Origin of the sequence: Nocardia sp. SYP-A9097 (assembly GCF_009649815.1) — a bacterium.
Classification (GTDB): domain Bacteria; phylum Actinomycetota; class Actinomycetes; order Mycobacteriales; family Mycobacteriaceae; genus Nocardia.
In genome coordinates this window covers 1-17,798 of the sequence record NZ_WJIC01000043.1, presented here as the reverse complement: position 1 = coordinate 17,798, position 17,798 = coordinate 1, and the positions used below count along the sequence as shown (strand labels likewise).

General features: G+C 65.5%; 15 protein-coding genes. 12 read left to right on the top strand and 3 right to left on the bottom strand.

Annotation, left to right across the window (positions count from 1 at the left end):
* Positions 1-166 precede the first annotated feature (166 nt).
* From dnaK to GFY24_RS38100, 5 genes are all read left to right on the top strand, one after another.
* Positions 167-2,005, top strand: a complete 1,839-nt coding sequence (gene dnaK / locus GFY24_RS38120) for a molecular chaperone DnaK (protein ID WP_153809988.1) — start codon at positions 167-169, stop codon at positions 2,003-2,005.
* Positions 2,002-2,598 (top strand): nucleotide exchange factor GrpE, encoded by a 597-nt coding sequence (grpE, locus tag GFY24_RS38115; RefSeq protein ID WP_309231838.1) that lies wholly within the window; start codon positions 2,002-2,004, stop codon positions 2,596-2,598. Before dnaK ends, grpE begins: the two co-directional genes overlap by 4 nt.
* 84 nt (positions 2,599-2,682) lie before the next feature.
* Positions 2,683-3,858 carry a molecular chaperone DnaJ gene (dnaJ, locus tag GFY24_RS38110; RefSeq protein ID WP_309231837.1) on the top strand — a complete coding sequence of 392 codons (1,176 nt, stop codon included), beginning with the start codon at positions 2,683-2,685 and terminating at the stop codon, positions 3,856-3,858.
* Positions 3,858-4,253 (top strand): heat shock protein transcriptional repressor HspR, encoded by a 396-nt coding sequence (locus tag GFY24_RS38105; RefSeq protein ID WP_153809987.1) that lies wholly within the window; start codon positions 3,858-3,860, stop codon positions 4,251-4,253. The genes dnaJ and GFY24_RS38105 overlap by 1 nt, the downstream gene beginning before the upstream one ends.
* Positions 4,254-4,747: 494 nt before the next feature.
* On the top strand, positions 4,748-5,917 hold the full coding sequence (locus GFY24_RS38100) for a globin domain-containing protein (RefSeq protein WP_153809986.1): 1,170 nt from the start codon (positions 4,748-4,750) through the stop codon (positions 5,915-5,917).
* Positions 5,918-6,008: 91 nt separating this feature from the next.
* Here GFY24_RS38100 and GFY24_RS38095 read toward each other — a convergent pair whose 3' ends face one another.
* The 3 genes from GFY24_RS38095 to GFY24_RS38085 form a co-directional block, all read right to left on the bottom strand.
* The gene (locus tag GFY24_RS38095) at positions 6,009-6,794 is read right to left on the bottom strand and encodes an FAD-binding oxidoreductase (RefSeq protein WP_309231836.1); all 786 of its coding nucleotides are present in this window, start codon (positions 6,792-6,794) and stop codon (positions 6,009-6,011) included.
* 85 nt (positions 6,795-6,879) lie between these two features.
* The gene (locus tag GFY24_RS38090; protein ID WP_309231835.1) at positions 6,880-8,040 is read right to left on the bottom strand and encodes an FAD-binding oxidoreductase; all 1,161 of its coding nucleotides are present in this window, start codon (positions 8,038-8,040) and stop codon (positions 6,880-6,882) included.
* Between the two features lie 134 nt (positions 8,041-8,174).
* Positions 8,175-9,152, bottom strand: coding sequence for an NADP-dependent oxidoreductase (locus GFY24_RS38085; RefSeq protein WP_153809984.1), 978 nt, complete (start codon positions 9,150-9,152; stop codon positions 8,175-8,177).
* Positions 9,153-9,398: 246 nt separating this feature from the next.
* On the opposite strand from GFY24_RS38085, the gene clpB reads away from it, so the two are divergent.
* The 7 genes from clpB to GFY24_RS38050 all read left to right on the top strand — a co-directional run bounded on the left by clpB (position 9,399) and on the right by GFY24_RS38050 (position 17,503).
* The gene (gene clpB, locus GFY24_RS38080; protein ID WP_309231834.1) at positions 9,399-11,954 is read left to right on the top strand and encodes an ATP-dependent chaperone ClpB; all 2,556 of its coding nucleotides are present in this window, start codon (positions 9,399-9,401) and stop codon (positions 11,952-11,954) included.
* A gap of 134 nt (positions 11,955-12,088) precedes the next feature.
* On the top strand, positions 12,089-12,967 hold the full coding sequence (locus GFY24_RS38075) for a DUF5666 domain-containing protein (protein WP_153809983.1): 879 nt from the start codon (positions 12,089-12,091) through the stop codon (positions 12,965-12,967).
* A gap of 104 nt (positions 12,968-13,071) precedes the next feature.
* Entirely contained in the window at positions 13,072-14,127 is a 1,056-nt protein-coding gene (locus GFY24_RS38070; protein WP_153809982.1) for a hypothetical protein, read from the top strand.
* Positions 14,128-14,305: 178 nt separating this feature from the next.
* Positions 14,306-15,127, top strand: a complete 822-nt coding sequence (locus GFY24_RS38065; RefSeq protein ID WP_153809981.1) for an SDR family oxidoreductase — start codon at positions 14,306-14,308, stop codon at positions 15,125-15,127.
* Between the two features lie 8 nt (positions 15,128-15,135).
* Positions 15,136-15,681 carry an orotate phosphoribosyltransferase gene (pyrE, locus tag GFY24_RS38060; RefSeq protein ID WP_153809980.1) on the top strand — a complete coding sequence of 182 codons (546 nt, stop codon included), beginning with the start codon at positions 15,136-15,138 and terminating at the stop codon, positions 15,679-15,681.
* A gap of 86 nt (positions 15,682-15,767) precedes the next feature.
* On the top strand, positions 15,768-16,817 hold the full coding sequence (locus GFY24_RS38055) for a beta-ketoacyl-ACP synthase III (RefSeq protein WP_309231833.1): 1,050 nt from the start codon (positions 15,768-15,770) through the stop codon (positions 16,815-16,817).
* Positions 16,817-17,503: a lysoplasmalogenase gene (locus GFY24_RS38050; RefSeq protein ID WP_153809978.1), complete on the top strand. Its 687-nt coding sequence runs from the start codon at positions 16,817-16,819 to the stop codon at positions 17,501-17,503. The genes GFY24_RS38055 and GFY24_RS38050 overlap by 1 nt, the downstream gene beginning before the upstream one ends.
* The last annotated feature ends 295 nt before the right edge of the window (positions 17,504-17,798 follow it).

Genomic DNA, 17,798 nt, shown 5'->3' with positions numbered 1-17,798 from the left:
ATGTCAGACAAGGTTGAGCGAGTTCGACTCAAGTTAAAGTTGCATCGATCGGATAACGGGTGCAGGATTGAGCCGACCCCGCTCAGTGTTGCTGAGGATCCTGCCCCCGCTCGGGGCAGGATCCCGCCGCTAGGACACATAAGTACGTCAACCAGGAGGAATCACCATGGCTCGTGCGGTCGGTATCGACCTCGGGACCACGAACTCGGTCATCGCCGTTCTCGAAGGCGGTGAGCCGGTCGTCGTCGCCAATTCGGAGGGCTCGCGCACTACCCCGTCCGTCGTCGCCTTCGCCAAGAACGGCGAGGTTCTCGTGGGTCAGCCCGCGAAGAACCAGGCGGTCACCAATGTCGATCGCACCATCCGGTCCGTCAAGCGCCACATGGGCGAGGACTGGTCCGTGGAGATCGACGGCAAGAAGTACACCCCGCAGGAAATCTCCGCGCGCACGCTCATGAAGCTCAAGCGCGATGCCGAGGCGTACCTCGGTGAGGAGATCACCGACGCGGTCATCACCGTCCCCGCCTACTTCGAGGACGCGCAGCGCCAGGCCACCAAGGAGGCCGGGCAGATCGCGGGCCTGAACGTGCTGCGCATCGTCAACGAGCCCACCGCGGCCGCGCTGGCGTACGGCCTGGACAAGGGCGACAAGGAACAGACCATTCTGGTCTTCGACCTCGGCGGCGGCACCTTCGACGTGTCGCTGCTGGAGATCGGTGAGGGCGTTGTCGAGGTCCGCGCGACCTCCGGTGACAACCACCTCGGTGGCGACGACTGGGACGAGCGCGTCGTCGCTTGGCTGGTCGACAAGTTCAAGGCGTCCTCGGGCATCGACCTGACCAAGGACAAGATGGCCATGCAGCGTCTGCGCGAGGCCGCCGAGAAGGCCAAGATCGAACTGTCGTCCTCGCAGTCGACCTCGATCAACCTGCCCTACATCACGGTCGACGCGGACAAGAACCCGCTCTTCCTCGATGAGCAGCTCACCCGCGCGGAGTTCCAGAAGATCACCTCCGATCTGCTGGACCGCACCCGCAAGCCCTTCCAGTCCGTCATCAAGGACGCGGGCATCGCCGTCGGCGACATCGATCACGTTGTCCTCGTTGGTGGTTCGACCCGTATGCCCGCCGTCTCGGACCTGGTCAAGGAACTGACCGGTGGCCGTGAGCCCAACAAGGGCGTGAACCCGGACGAGGTCGTCGCCGTCGGCGCCGCCCTGCAGGCCGGTGTGCTCAAGGGTGAGGTCAAGGACGTCCTGCTGCTCGATGTCACCCCGCTGTCGCTGGGTATCGAGACCAAGGGTGGCGTGATGACCAAGCTCATCGAGCGCAACACCACCATCCCGACCAAGCGGTCCGAGACCTTCACCACGGCAGATGACAATCAGCCGTCCGTGCAGATCCAGGTCTTCCAGGGTGAGCGCGAAATCGCTTCGCACAACAAGCTGCTCGGCTCCTTCGAGCTGACCGGCATCCCGCCGGCTCCGCGCGGCGTGCCGCAGATCGAGGTCACCTTCGACATCGACGCCAATGGCATCGTGCACGTGACCGCGAAGGACAAGGGCACCGGCAAGGAGAACACGATCAAGATCCAGGACGGCTCCGGCCTGTCCAAGGAGGAGATCGATCGCATGGTCAAGGACGCCGAGGCGCACGCCTCGGAGGACAAGGCCCGTCGCGAAGAGGCCGAGACCCGCAACCAGGCCGAATCGCTGGTGCACCAGACCGAGAAGTTCATCAAGGACAACGAGGACAAGGTCCCGGCGGACATCAAGGAGAAGGTCGAGGCGGCCATCGCCGAGGCGAACGAGGCCCTCAAGGGCGCCGATATCGCCGTCATCAAGACCGCGGTGGAGAAGCTCGCCACCGAGTCGCAGGCGCTGGGCCAGGCCATCTACGACGCGTCGGCCGCCGAATCGGCTGCCTCGGGCAACGGCCAGGCCGCGCCCGACGCCGATGACACCGTTGTCGACGCCGAGGTCGTCGAGGAGCCGGAGAAGAAGTGACGAACCCGAACCCGGAACAGGAACCGGTCACGGGTGACGTCGGCGAGGCCGCGGTGGAGGATTTCGCCGCGGCTTCGGCCGCAGACATCCTGAGCGAGGATTCGCTCGCGGATGCCATCACCGCCGAACTCGCCGAGCGCACCTCGGATCTGCAGCGGCTCACCGCCGAATACGCCAACTACCGCCGCCGTGTCGAACGGGACCGCAAGGCCACCATCGACAATGCCAAGGCGACGGTCGTCAGCGAATTGCTCGGTGTGCTCGACGATCTCGACCGCGCCCGCGCACACGGCGACCTGGAGGGACCGCTCAAGGCGGTCGCCGACAAGCTCGCCACCGCTCTGCAGAAGCAGGGCCTGGAGGAATTCGGTTCGGCGGGAGACCCGTTCGACCCGACACTGCACGAGGCCGTGCAACACGAAGGCTCCGGACACGATCCGGTCATCGGCATGGTCATGCGCAAGGGGTACCGCTTCGGCGATCGCGTGCTGCGGCACGCGCTGGTCGGAGTCACCGATCGGACAGAGGATCTGGATGGCTCGGCCGCATCAGAGACGACGAACGCCGACCCCGATGCCGCTGGTAACGGGTAACACCCCGATGGCCCCTACCGGGGCCGATCGGGCGGTCTCGAATGAGGCCGCGGCGCTGAACAATTCGAGAGGAGGAGATGCCCGGTGAATCGGGAGTGGCTCGAAAAGGACTTCTACAAGGAGCTGGGTATCACCTCCAGCGTCGGCCAGGACGAGATCAAGAAGGCGTACCGCAAACTCGCCCGCGATCTGCATCCGGACAAGAACCCCGGCGACGCCAAGGCCGAGGAGCGCTTCAAGCTCGTCAGCGAAGCGCACGCCGTACTCTCCGATCCGGAGAAGCGCAAGGAGTACGACGAGGCGCGAAAGCTCTTCGCGGGCGGCGGTTTCGGCCGCGGCGGCTTCACCCCAGGGGCGGGCTACGGCCAGCCCGGTGGTGGCTTCTCCGGCGATTTCAACCTGGGTGACATCTTCGGCGGGCAGCAGGCCAACGCCGGTGACGGCGGGCTCGGCGATCTGCTCGGCGGATTGTTCAACCGCGGTGGCACCCGCACCTCCTCGCGGCCGCGGCGCGGCAGCGATGTGGAGACCGAGACGACCCTCGGCTTCCGTGAGGCCGCCCAGGGCGTGACCGTTCCACTGCGTATGACCAGCCCGGCCGCCTGCACCACCTGCCACGGCAGCGGTGCCAAGCCGGGCACCTCACCGCGAGTGTGCCCGTACTGCAACGGTTCCGGCGTGGTCAGCCGGAATCAGGGCGCGTTCGGTTTCAGTGAGCCGTGCGAGGACTGCCGGGGCACCGGGTCGATCATCGACGACCCGTGCGTCGACTGCCACGGCTCGGGTATCCAGAATCGGACCCGCACGATTACCGTGCGCATTCCCCCGGGCGTGCGGGACGGTCAGCGAATCCGGTTGGCGGGGCAGGGTGAAGCGGGTCTGCGGGGCGCACCGCCCGGCGATCTGTTCGTCACCGTGCACGTCAGCCAGGACAAGGTCTTCGGCCGCAATGGTGACGATCTGACCCTGGTACTGCCGGTGAGTTACAGCGAACTGGTTTTGGGTACAACAGTTTCCGTGCCCACCCTCGAAGGACGCGTCGGCGTCAAGGTGCCCCCGGGTACCGCCGACGGCCGCACCCTGCGGGTACGCGGGCGCGGTGTTCCCAAGCGCGACGGCGGCGCGGGCGATCTGCTCGTCACCGTCAAGGTCGCGATCCCGCAGAAGCTGGACGACAATGCCGCCGAAGCGCTGCGGCGCTATGCGGAGGCCGAGAAGACCAGTGGCTTCGATCCGCGTGCCGGCTGGGCAGGTGCGTGATGAGTTCCGATCCGAAGAAAGCCGCCGAGGCCCAGTACTTCCTGATCTCGGTGGCGGCGCAGCTGGCGGGCATGCACGCCCAGACGCTGCGCACCTATGACCGGCTGGGTCTGGTTTCGCCGCAACGTACTTCGGGCGGCGGACGGCGCTACTCGGACCGGGATGTGGAGCTGCTCCGTGAGGTGCAGCGACTGTCCCAGGACGAGGGCGTCAATCTGGCGGGCATCAAACGGATCATCGAACTCACCAATCAGGTCGAGGAGCTACAGCAGCGGGTGGCCGAACTGGCCGGTGAGGTGGATCGGCTCCGTGCGGGGTACCGCCCGGATCTGACTCCGCCGCAGCGCAGTACGGCGCTCGTGGTCTGGCAGCCGCGGCACCGCAGGACGCAGTAGGTCCCGTCGGTAGGTGAAACGACAAGCAGCGCTCCGGTTTCCGGGGCGCTGCTTTCGTTGTTGCAGGGTATGTGCTGCGTTTCATTATGCGAAGCAATGATTCCGCGGTGGGGTCGATCATGAATTACATACAGACCGCTCGGTAGAATTATTTGCCGATTGAGAGTTTTGTCCTTATGTGCCAAGGGAATTCACACCCCGTCAGGGTTGCGGCAGAGTCGCTCGATATCTGAAGCTTGCAAAACGAATTACCCAAGATCGCCGGGCTGGACCCGGTCTCGCCCGGTGTTTCCCGGTTGAGCAGTCTGTTTTCGGGGGTGATTGCTTGCTGTGTGCTCGTTTTCAGGGAATTGTAGGCGTGTTGTTGAAAGGTCCCGTTCCGTTGCTGGCAAACCTCGCCTATAGTTGCTCACCAACGGCCGCTGTCGAGTGTCCCGCAGCACTGCACTCGCCGATCTGCCTGTGTTCGAGTGCGAAATGGGGTTGTGACACAAATGGATTCGCGGACCGTCGCATTGATTAGAACGACGTTCAAGTCGGTTGCTGCAGAAGACGGTGGCCCCGAAAAACTCGCTCGTTCGTTCTACGCCATCCTCTTCACGGAGTACCCGCAGGTTCGCGACTTCTTCCCCGCCGCCCTGGATGCCCAGCGTGATCGGCTGGTGAAGGCCATCGCCTACGTGGTCGACCGGCTGGAGGAACCGGAGAAGCTGCTACCCTTCCTCGCCCAGCTCGGCCGCGATCACCGCAAATACGGTGTGGTCGCCGAACACTATGCGGCCGTGGGCAAATCGCTGAAGGCCGCGCTCGAGGCATACGCCGGCACCGAACTCTGGACCGATGAGATCGGCCGCGCCTGGGACGAGGGCCTGGCCGTCATCGCCGGCACCATGATGGACGCCGCCGATCAGGAGACCACCCCGCCGGTGTGGACCGGCACCGTCATCGAACACCGCGAGGTACTGCGCAATCTCGCCATCGTGCGACTCAAACTCGACCAGCCCATCCAGTACGCGGCCGGCCAGTACATGAGCGTGCAGATCCCGTCCCGCCCGCGCATGTGGCGCTATCTGTCCCCGGCCATCCCCGCCAATCCCAGCGGTGAGATCGAATTCCATATTCGCGGCGTCACCGGCGGCTGGGTCAGCCCGGCCATGGTGGGGCACACCAAGGTTGGCGAACAGTGGCTGATCGGCTCAGCCCTCGGCGGCCTCGGCGTGCCCCGCAATACCCGGCGCAAACTCCTCATGATCGGCTGCGGCACCGGCATCGCCCCCCTGCGCGCCCAGCTCATGGCCATGACCCAGCGCCGCTCCAACCCGAAGGTCGATCTCTTCGTCGGTGGCCACTACCCTTGTGACCTCTACGATTTGGAGATCCTCAGCCAACTCGCCCTGGCCAACAAGTGGCTCACCATCACCCCGGTCACCGAGAGCAATGAGGACCCCTGGTGGCAACTCACCAATTCCGGTGAGCCCAAAGAACATCCGGGCCTGCAACCCCGCCTGGTCGGCCAAATCGGCAAGGTGGTAGCGGGTTTCGGCCCCTGGGACGACCGCGACGTCCAAATCGTCGGCTCCCCTTCGATGGTGCAGACCACCAAGTTCCGCCTCATGGCGGCGGGTACACCCACCGCGAATATCCGCCACGACCCGCTCTTCTGACCCACCCCGCAGACCCCCGCGCCGCTGCCTGTCGCTCGGCAGCGGCGCGGGGCACCAAACGATCTACCTCGCCGGGCGCGAACCAGTCGGCTCAAAACCCTTCGTAGCGAATGAGTTCCGGCGGGGTGCCGGTGGCCACCAGCATCTCCACGGTGTTGTGGACCGTGGCCGCGGCACCACAGACCAGAATGTTCTGGTGGTCGAGCGGGGTGAAGCGGCTGACCACCTCGGGGAGGGTGCCCTGGATCAATTCCTCTGGGTGGAAGCCGATTTCGACTCGGCACGATTCGTACCAGTCGTCGGCCCAGTCCGGATCTTCCTCGTCCAGGACCACGGGAATTATTGTGAGCCACGGCATTTCATTGCCGAGCAGGGCGAGCATGTCCGCGGCGTAGAGGTCGCGCGGGTAGCGGCCCGCTACGAACAGATGGGTGCGTGGGGGCTGCTCGCGACGCGAAAGGTCGAGCAGCTGAGCGCGTAACGGGGCCAGGCCGATACCGTCGGCGATCATCACCACCTCGGTGGCGTCCTCGTCGACCGCCAGCCAGCCCGCAGGATTGCGGATCTTCCACTCGTCGCCGGTGCGGGTGTCGGCCACCATGGAACCGCTGCACCAACCGCCGGGCACGGTTCGAATATGGAACTCCAGCTTGCCATCCAGTGACGGGGGCAGCGCGGGATACAAGCGCCGCACCATATTCGGATGCTGCGGCGTGCGCACCTCCACCGACTGCCCGGGCGCGAACGGCACGAACTCACCGATCAACCGCACCACGGTGAGATCCTCCCGCAGCCGATGTGCCCCGACCACCGTGGCGGGCCACTCGTTCGACTCGCCGATCCGAATCGGCCCGGTCTGATCGGGGTCGAGAGTCACACCACACTCCTGCTCATCGAAAAACCTTGCTCTGCAACGTTACTAGCTGTCCACAACAGCCCTGGTCAGCCCGGATGGCGAGGGTTCACACCGGGTCCGAGTTGATGGCCGACTCCGGGGTGCCGACCGCGAGCAATGCGCGTCTGGTGTCGGCGATCATGCGGGCCGAGCCGGCGATCTGGATCTGCCGGTCCTCCCACGCGCCGAAGCTGGCCACCACCGCGCCCAGGTTGCCGATCAATCGCCGGTGCATGCCGAAGGGCGGATCGGCGGGCGGGTACGGATGCCACCACGGGTTGGTTTCGTTCTCGCACACCGGAATCACCGTCAACCACGGATTACTCTGCGACAGCTGCCACATGTTCTCCACGTCGTACAGATCACACGGATAGCGCCCACCCATGAACAGGTGCACGCGCGGATTGATACCGCGCCGCCCCATCTCGATCAGCTGGGAACGAATCGGCGCGATCCCGGTACCGGAGCTGATCATGAGCACATCCCGGCGACTGCGCAGATCCACGTGCAGCCCACCCAGTGGCGACGCGATCATCCAGCGGTCGCCGACCTTGGTCTCATTGATGATGCCGGGGCTCACCCAGCCGGTGCGCACCTTGCGGACATGGAATTCGATCTCGCCGTACTGATTGGCGGGAATCGCGGGTGAGAGATACCGCCACATCTTCGGCCGCTGCGGAATCGCCACCGGCACGTACTGCCCGGCCTGATAGGGAATCGGCGTATCCGACTGCAGTCGTACGATCGCCAGATCGTCGACCACCCGCCGGTGCCCGACCACGGTTGCCTCCCAATACGGTTGCGACGTATCGGAATTCGCGCCGATGGCCATGGATGCCGAGATCAGGATGGTGATATCGCGCCACCCCGCCTCCAGCTCACGGCTCCAACTGCCGACACCGTTGTACGAGTGGAAGGCGGCCAGTAGCGCACGACCGGCAATGTCGTAGTGCGCCGCCTCTACTCCGTACTTGCGGTGATCGCGCGCGAGCTGCTCCAGAAATCGCTGCGCTCGGTCCCAATCCTCCAGATTGTCGAGCACGAACTGCACGGCCGTGACCAGCCGCTTGGGCTGCATATCCATGGCCGAGGGGAAGAGTTCCCGCAGGGCGGGGATCTCCGCGAAAAGATGTCCGTAGAACGCGCTGATCAGTCGTTCCGGCCCGTGCGGGGCTTCGACGACTGTCCGGAAGTTTGCGCGGACCAGCGCTGCTGAACGCGCATCCACGACGTCGAGCTTTCCTTTCCTTGCTACTACCCCGGACGCGCCCGGTTCCAGGCGGTCCTCCGCGTCAAGTATCCCTGAAAAACCGGTGGTCGCACGGATATAGCCGGAGCCGGTGGATTTACGTAAACGGCGGTTCAGATAACCAGCACCGTCTTGCCACGTGCGCCGGACGCGCCGATGACATCGGCGGCCGCTTCCAGGGGCGGGGTGTTGTCGATCGGGACCACCAGATCGCCATTGCCGACATCGCGCAGCAGTTCTCGCAATTCCGGTGCGCCGCCGGTGGATTCGAAGTTTCCGCCGCGGATGCCGCGCATTTTCAAGGTCTCCTCGTCGGCGGCCCAGGTGGTGGTGTACGCCGCGCCGCCGGCCTTGACCACGCTCGCGTTGTCGGCGAACGCAGGCGGTGGACTGACCAGATCGAAGAGCACGTCGACTCCGGCGGGCAGGGTGATCCGCACCGAATCGGCGACGGTGAGCAGTGAGCTCTCGGCGTGGGTGGGCGAATCGGTGACGGGTATCCGTCCGTAGTTGACCACTTCGGTGGCGCCCAGCCGGATCATCCGGTCGGTGTCGTCCGGTCGCGCGGTGGCGATGACATGTGCGCCCGCGAGCGCGGCCAACTGCACGAGGTATGAGCCGACTCCACCCGAAGCGCCCACGATCAGTACGTGCTGCCCGGCGCCCACCTTCGCGGCGTGGATGAGATCGAGCGCGGTGATCCCCGCGGTGGGCAGTGCGGCGGCCTGGATGGCGGTCACCTCGTCCGGAATCCGGGCGATGATCGAGGTCGCGGGCACCACGATGTACTCGGCGAAGGTGCCGTGCCCGAGCGGTGGATTGAGGAATTTGCCGACCACGCGTTCGCCGTACTCCATATCGGTGACATCGGGTCCGATGCCGACCACCCGGCCCGCACCGTCCACGCCCGGAATGAGCGGAAAGTCGTGTTGCAGCTTGCCGTCCAGGAAGCCGTCGATTATGCGCTGGTCGAAGGGGTTGACGCCCGCGGCTTCGATTTCGATCTTCAGCATGCCGGGTCCGGCCTCGGGGGTGGGCATATCGGCCGCCTGGGGATGTCCCCCGAATTCTCGAACCACGATCGCACGCATTGCTGCTCCATTCGTCCGGATGTCCGAGCTTGGGATGAGCGGGTGATGCGTCAACGAACCCGCCTCATCGTAGGCAGAAGGGCCTCGAAACCGGTGTCATTCAGGCCATTCGGTTTTGTCCGTGGCGAGTAGCCTTACCGGGGACCTTCGGCACTGGTGGTCGCGCCGGAAATTCGTCAGACTTGAGCGGAACAGACTCAACTCTCGTCGCGTTGGATCGAATAAGCGACTAGTAGGAAGGTGAACGTGGACTCGTTCAATCCCACCACCAAGACCCAGGCGGCCCTGACCGCCGCACTCCAGGCGGCCTCCGCCGCGGGAAACCCGGAGATCCGTCCGGCGCACTTGCTGGTGGCGTTGCTGGATCAGACCGACGGCATCGCCGCACCCCTGTTGAAGGCCGTCGCATCCGATCCGGCGACGGTCCGGCGCGAGGCCCAGGACATGGTCGACCGGCTGCCCCGCGCCACCGGAGCGACCACCCAACCCCAACTCGGACGGGAAGCGCTCGCGGCCATTACCGCCTCACAGCATCTGGCCACCGAGATGGGCGACGAATATGTCTCCACCGAACACCTCATGGTCGGCCTCGCCGCCGGAGACTCGGACGTCTCGCAGCTCCTGTTGAAGTACGGCGCGACCGCCGACGCCCTGCGTGAGGCGTTCACGGCTGTGCGTGGCAATACCCGGGTCACCAATCCCGATCCCGAAGGCAGCTATCAGGCCCTGGACAAGTACTCCACCGATCTCACCGCCGCCGCCCGCGACGGCAAATTGGACCCGGTTATCGGGCGCGACACCGAGATTCGACGCGTCGTGCAGGTGCTGTCCCGGCGCACCAAGAACAATCCGGTACTCATCGGCGAACCCGGCGTAGGCAAGACCGCCATCGTGGAGGGCCTGGCCCAGCGCATTATCGAGGGCGATGTCCCGGAGTCGTTGCGCGGCAAGAAGCTCGTCTCGCTCGACCTCGGTGCCATGGTCGCCGGTGCCAAGTACCGCGGCGAATTCGAGGAGCGGCTCAAGGCTGTGCTCGAAGAGATCAAATCCAGTGCGGGACAGATCATTACGTTCATCGACGAACTGCACACCATTGTGGGTGCGGGCGCGACCGGCGAATCCGCGATGGACGCCGGAAACATGATCAAGCCCATGCTGGCCCGCGGTGAACTGCGCCTGGTCGGCGCGACCACCCTGGACGAATACCGTCAGCACATCGAGAAGGATCCGGCGCTGGAGCGCCGCTTCCAGCAGGTGCTGGTCGGCGAGCCCTCCGTCGAGGACACCGTCGGCATTCTGCGCGGGCTCAAGGAGCGCTACGAGAACCACCATCACGTGCGCATCACCGACTCCGCGCTGGTCGCCGCGGCCACGCTCTCGGACCGCTACATCACCTCCCGGTTCCTGCCGGACAAGGCCATCGACCTGGTCGACGAGGCGTCGTCCCGGCTGCGCATGGAGATCGACTCCCGTCCGGTGGAGATCGATCAGGTGGAGCGGGCCGTGCGCCGGCTCGAGATCGAGGAGGTCGCGCTCGCCAAGGAGACCGACGAGGCTTCCAAGGCGCGCCTGGAGAAACTGCGCTCCGAACTCGCCGACGACCGCGAACAACTCAATCAATTGATGACCCGCTGGCAGAACGAGAAGCAGGCCATCGACTCGGTGAGCGCGGTCAAGGAACAGTTGGAAAGCCTGCGCGGGGAATCCGAGCGCGCCGAGCGCGACGGCGATCTGGGCAAGGCCGCCGAACTCCGGTACGGGCGAATCCCCAAGCTGGAGAAGGAACTCGCCGAGGCCGAAGCCAAGGCCAAGGGCTCCTCCGACGGTGACCTCATGCTCAAGGAGGAGGTCGGCCCCGACGATATCGCCGAGGTCGTCTCCGCGTGGACCGGTGTTCCGGTCGGCCGCATGATGGAGGGCGAGACTCAGAAATTGCTCCGTATGGAGGACGAACTGGGCAGCCGCGTCGTCGGCCAGAAGGCTCCGGTGCAGGCGGTCTCCGACGCGGTGCGCCGCGCCCGCGCGGGCGTGGCCGACCCGAATCGGCCCACCGGTTCCTTCCTGTTCGTCGGACCCACCGGCGTCGGTAAGACCGAACTGGCAAAGGCGTTGGCGGACTTCCTGTTCGACGATGAACGCGCCATGGTCCGCATCGATATGAGCGAGTACAGCGAGAAGCATTCGGTGGCCCGCCTGGTCGGTGCGCCCCCCGGCTATGTCGGATACGACCAGGGTGGTCAGCTCACCGAGGCGGTGCGCAGGCGGCCGTACACGGTGGTGCTCTTCGACGAGATCGAGAAGGCACACCCGGATGTGTTCGACATCCTGCTGCAGGTGCTCGACGAGGGCAGGCTCACCGACAGTCAGGGCCGCACGGTCGATTTCCGCAATACCATCCTGATTCTCACCTCGAATCTGGGTGCGGGCGGCTCGCACGAGATGGTCATGAATGCCGTGCGCGCGGCCTTCAAACCGGAGTTCCTGAACCGGCTCGACGATGTGGTCATGTTCCATCCGCTCGATGAGGAGCAGTTGGAGGAGATCGTCGACATCCAGCTGCACCAGTTGCAGAAGCGGCTCCAGCAGCGTCGCCTGAAGCTGGAGGTCTCCGATTCGGCCCGGTTCTGGCTCGCGGTGCGTGGCTACGATCCGGCGTACGGCGCGCGTCCGCTGCGCAGGCTGATCCAGCAGGCCATCGGCGACACCCTCGCCAAGGAACTGCTGGCCGGTGAGGTGCAGGATGGCGACACGGTGAAGGTGAATGTCACCGCGGACGGTGACTCGCTGATCGTCGGCCGGTAGGCCGTAGTCCACCGGAAATGCCGCACTTCTCGATCCGGGAAGTGCGGCATTTTCATTTGCCGGTCGATGGCCGATTCGGAACCGCTCGGTCGAGTTCAAGCCTCGTGGGAGTCCGGCAGCTTAGGCTGGAGGCCATGACCAACCCGAGCGATCCGTGGTCGCGGCGGCCCGAACCCGAACCGGGAGAGGGTCCGACAGAACAGGTCGCGCACCCCACCGAGCAGGTCGGGTACCCCTCGGAAGTCGCCGATCCGCACGGACCTGCCGAAACCATTTCCCCCACCGAGTACTTCGCGCACCAGCAGGGGCCCGAGGCCACCCGGGTGCTGCCGCCGTACGACGCGAGCTGGGGCGGGTACGAGAGTGGCGGCGGGTACGCGCCGCCGACCGCGAGTTATCCACAGGGCTACACACCGAGCGGCGCCGCCGGATACGGGCAGATGCCCGGGAACGACAGCGGCCTGAGCTACGGGCCGACCGGCGGCCCCGGCGGCTATCAGCCCGGCGGCTTCCCACAGCAGCCCGGCCTCCCGCAGCCACCGCGCAAGACCGGCATGTGGATCGGCGTCGGCCTCGCGGCCTTCGTCCTGGTCGCCCTAGCCGGGATATTGGCGGGAGTGCTACTGGCGAACAAGGATTCGTCCGACACCACCGCCGCCGGCACCATCACCCATACCGGACCAGCTCTCCCCGGCCTGCCCGGAAACACCTCCGTATCTCCGCTACCCAGCGGGATCCCGGAGATCCCGGGCCTCGGCGATATCGACTCGCTCGGTGCGAATATGGGCACCCTCGCGAGCAATGACGGCACCACCCTGACCATGACCAACCTCTCCGGCACTACGGTGACCGTGCACACCGACGAACGGACACAGGTGATTTCGCTGGGCAGCACGAAGGTGGCGGATCTGCCGGTGGGTGAAATGGTGATGGTGCAGGGCGATAAATCCGCCGATGGCTCGATCCAAGCCAAGCTCATCATCAGCACCTCGCTACCCGGCGGAAATCGATGAGAGACAACATCTCTCAGGGCCGCGAACCCGCCCGTAGCGAAGCGGAGGGCAAATTAGACACGGCACCGGGCATGTGCGCGCCCGGCTGGATAGGGTAGGCGGCGATGACGGCTATATGGTTCGGGTTGGCGGCGATCGCGCTGGTGGGTGCGATCGTGCTGCTGTATTTCGATCGACTGCAACGGCAGCGTACGGGGCATGTGCGCCAGGTCTGGGCGAAATCCCAGGGGTACACCTATGTTTCGGTGGAACCGGCGCTGGCCTCCACCTGGCGGCGGGGCGCGCTCGCCAAGCTCGGCTACCTGTCCGCGGTGGATGTGGTGTCCGGTAATCGCAAGGGCGAGAAGTTTGTGCTCTTCGATCTGGAGGATGCCGCCACCCTGGTCGCGGTGCGCCGTCAGATCGGCTCGGACATCGATATCGATCTGCGCATGAAGACCGCGGCCCCGCCCAAGGACCACGATCTGGAAATGCTTGGCGCCATTGGTGATCGGGTGGTCTTCGCGACCAATCCCGATATCGCCCGGCATGCGGTGGATCAGCGCATGGTGGCCTTCATCGAGTCGCTGCCCGATACCGTGCAGCAGCTCTGGAGTGAGGGCAACTGGACGCTCGGCATGCTGCATGTCGGTTCGGTGGCCAAGGATTGGGAGATGGCGATCGACGCCGTGCTGCGCCTGTCCGGGCTGCTGCACGTGCTGCCACCGGTGATCAATTCCGAGCGTGGTCGCGACGAGCTGCCCGAACCCGGTCGCTCGCACCCGGTTCCGGAGGATGACGACTACGACGGCTACGACGAGGACGGCGACTACGAGCCCGAACGGGCCCGCCCCGCCGCCGACGAGGATGACGAATTCAATCCCGTACTCGGCGATAACGCCGACGGCGAGGGCGAGGAAGAGCCCGAAAACTGGCGTCCCGCACTGAAAGTCGTCCCCGACCCGCGTAACCGCCCGCGCCGCAACTGGCCGCCCGCCGACGAGGACGCCGACTGGGACGAGGAGCAGGACGGCCCGCCCGGCCCCGCCGACGGCGAACCCGAGAACCCCCGCGACGAGGAGCCCGAGGAGAGCTGGCGCAAGGACCAGGGCCGTAGTGCCCCGCCCGGCGGCCCCTTCCACCCCGGCTTCCGGCCGTATCAGGGGCCGACACCGAGGTGAATCTCAGCGCCCTGAGGGCCGCGGTATCCGGCGTGTCCGGTCTCGTGCGGCGCGGCGGCGGTATGGGCACGCCGTTTGTGCGTGTACTGCCCGCACCCGGGGGCGCGAGGGTCCAGAATGGTGGCGCAGTCCCGGTCATCGCCGACCGTTTCCCAGTTGTGCGAGTGATGGGTTGTCGATGAGCGAGAGCTCTGCTGATCATGCGACCGTCCGCCTGCCCGGTGCCATCCGGCCGGTGGCGTTGGTCACCGGGCCGACCTCCGGTATCGGTAAGGCGTACGCCACCAGGCTCGCCGCTCTCGGCTACGACCTCGTATTGGTGGCGCGTGACGTGCCCCGGCTCACGGCGCTGGCACACGATTTCGAGGTGCGATTCGGGGCGCGGTCGCAGGTGCTGCCCGCCGATCTGGCGCTCGCCCGGGATCGCGAGAAGGTGGCCGCCCGGCTCACCGAAGGCGTCGAATTCCTGGTCAACAACGCGGGATTCGGGCTTTCCGGGGAATTCTGGGAGACCCCGCCGGACACCCTGCAAGCCCAGCTGGATGTGAACGTCACCGCGGTCGTGCGATTGGCCCGCGCGGCCGTGCCGCCCATGCTGCACGCCGCCAACGGCACCGTGGTGAATGTCGCCAGCATGGCCGGGTTGATACCCGGAAGGGGCTCGACCTATTCGGCCTCCAAGGCATACGTCGTATCCTTCTCACAAGGGCTGGCGAGTGGGCTGGCCGGGACCGGAGTCCGAGTGCAGGCCCTGTGCCCGGGTTTCGTACACACCGAATTCCATGAGCGGGCCGGTCTGCCGACCGATTCGCTGCCGCGGCCGCTATGGCTGACCGTGGACGAGGTGGTCGCCGGCTCGCTGGCGGATCTGGAGAAGAACCGGGTGATCAGCGTGCCCGGCATGCAGTACAAAGCGATCGCCGCGGTCGCCGGACTGATCCCGCGGTCCCTGGTGACCCGCTTGAATCGGGGCCTTTTCAACGCACGCGGAAGGATATAGACACAGCAATGCAGGTAACAACGACCGATCGGGACAGACTGGCCGAACTGGTACGCCAACTCGCTGTCGTGCACGGCAAGGTCACCCTGTCCTCGGGCAAGGAAGCCGACTACTACGTGGACCTGCGCCGGGCCACGCTGCAACACGAGGCGGCGCCGCTCATCGGCAAACTGCTGCGCGAACTCGTGGCGGACTGGGATTTCGACTCCGTCGGCGGGCTCACCATGGGCGCGGACCCGGTGGCAGCCGCGGTCATGCACGCGCCCGGGCGACCGATCAACGCGTTCGTGGTCCGCAAGGCCGCCAAGTCGCACGGTATGCAGCGCCAGATCGAGGGCCCCGACATCGTGGGCAAGCGAGTGCTGGTGGTGGAGGACACCACCACGACCGGTAATTCACCGGTCACCGCGGTGCGCGCACTGCGCGAAGCGGGCGCGATCGTGGTCGGCGTGGCCACCGTCGTCGATCGGGAAACCGGTGCGGACGGTGTGATCGCGGCCGAGGGACTGGAGTACCGCTCGATTCTGGGACTGAAGGATCTGGCGCTGGGCTGAACCGGTGCCCTGGGTTAGCCTGGGGGCTGGTTTCATGTCCGACAACGTTGTCGAAGTGCTGTTGTGAAGGGTCGTGTGAGTCACCTGTGGTGAGCATTGCAATCAACAAGGGTTCTCAAAATATTGCGATGCTCGGCATCGGCGCCTACCGGCCCGAACGAATCGTCAGCAATGCCGAGGTGTGCGAGGTCCTCGACTCCACTCCCGAGTGGATCTACGACCGCACCGGTATCCACAACCGGCGCTGGATCAGCGGCGACGAGACGATCCGATCGATGTCGGTGGCGGCGGGCGAACGCGCGCTGAAGAACACCGGCATCGATCGCTCCAAGATCGGCGCGCTGGTGCTCTGCACCTCCAGCTGGCTCAAGCTCACCCCGCACGGCGCGCCGACCATCGCATCGGATCTGGGGATGAACGGCATTCCGGCGTTCGACCTGGTCTCCGGCTGCGGCGGCTTCTGCTATGGCCTCGGTGTGGCCGCCGATATGATTCGCGCCGGTTCGGCCGAGTACATCCTGGTCATCGGCGCCGAGACGATGACCGTCGGCCTGAACCCGAAGGATCGCGGCACCGCCATGATCTTCGGCGACGGTGCGGGCGCGGTCGTGATCGGCCCCAGCGAGGAGAACGGCATCTCGCCGACAGTGTGGGGCAGTGACGGCGAGAACGCCGAAGCCATCGTCCAGGACATCGACTTCCTCGCCTTCATGAACCGTGCGCAGGAGCTGCAGCACGCGGAGGAGCCGATCGGCCGCATCTCCCTGCATATGGAGGGCCCCAAGGTCTTTCGCTGGGCCGCGGTCACCTTGCCGCGCGCGCTGTCGAACGCCATCGAGCTCTCCGGTGTGGCCAAGGAGGACATCGAGGTGTTCGTCCCGCACCAGGCCAATGCCCGCATCAACGAGCTCATGAAGAAGAACCTCGGCCTGCCCGACGATCTCCCCATGGCCAATGACATCGAGAACACCGGTAACACCTCGGCGGCGTCCATCCCGCTCGCCATCGAGGAAATGCTGGTGACCGGTAAGGCCAAGGGCGGCCAACTGGCGCTGCTGCTCGGCTTCGGCGCGGGCCTGTCCTACGCCGGTCAGGTCGCGGTGCTCCCGCCCGCCCCGGCCGAACCCTCCTTCTGATGCCGCGGCCCTTCCGCGCCGCATTCGTCGGCGCGGCGGCCGTGACAGTCTTCGGCGCTGTCACCGGCCGCGACAAATTGCAATGGGCCGCAAAGCCTTTCATGATGCCGCTGCTGGCGGCGGACGTGGCTCTGAATGACGACGGCCTCGAATCCGCGGATCGCACAGTACTTCTCGGCGCGCTGGCCGCTGCGACGGTGGGCGACATCCTGCTCATCGAACCGGATAACGACCGCCGATTGATCGCTGGCGCATCATCTTTCGCCGTGATGCAGACGGGGTACTCCTGGCTGTGGTGGCGGCGCGGTGGACGACCGCAGCCTGCCATCGCCGGGCAGCGTCTCGTCGCCTGGCTGGGTGCGGCCGTACTCATGCGGGCCAAGGCTCCCGCAGTCGCGTTGCCGCTCACCGTCTATGGCGCGACGCTGGGGACGGCTGCGACGCTCGCCTCCGATCCGGGCATTGCGCCTGGTGCGAAAAACATTGCGGGGCTGAATATTCCGGGTAGTGATCCACGCAGTCGGCTGGGTCTCGGTGCTCTGCTGTTCACCGTTTCCGATGGGCTTATTGTGTTGCGTAAGATATTTGCCCGGAGTGATCGGTCGCGCCGTGTTACCGAAGGTTTCATTCTCGGGACTTATGCGGCTGCTCAATATCTGCTGGCGGACCCGCGCGCGCACCGCTAGTCGGGCATTTGCCGGGGGTGGCCGAACCAATGGCGTGGTGCGATCTGGACTGTGTTCGGTTGTGGCGTGCATGCGACAAAGAAGAGGTGTGGGAACCCTGGGTGCCATACCCGGCTTTAGCTCCCCCATTGGGTGCCGTCATCTCTCGTTCCAGCCTGGCTGGCAGGCTGTGGTTACGTTCACAGACAAAACATGAAAAAACAAGAATAAGAGACCGGAAAGCTCGCAGAGACAAAGGGATCGAACCGAACGGCCCGATATTCTGAATCACTTTATATCACAACACATTTGGGGT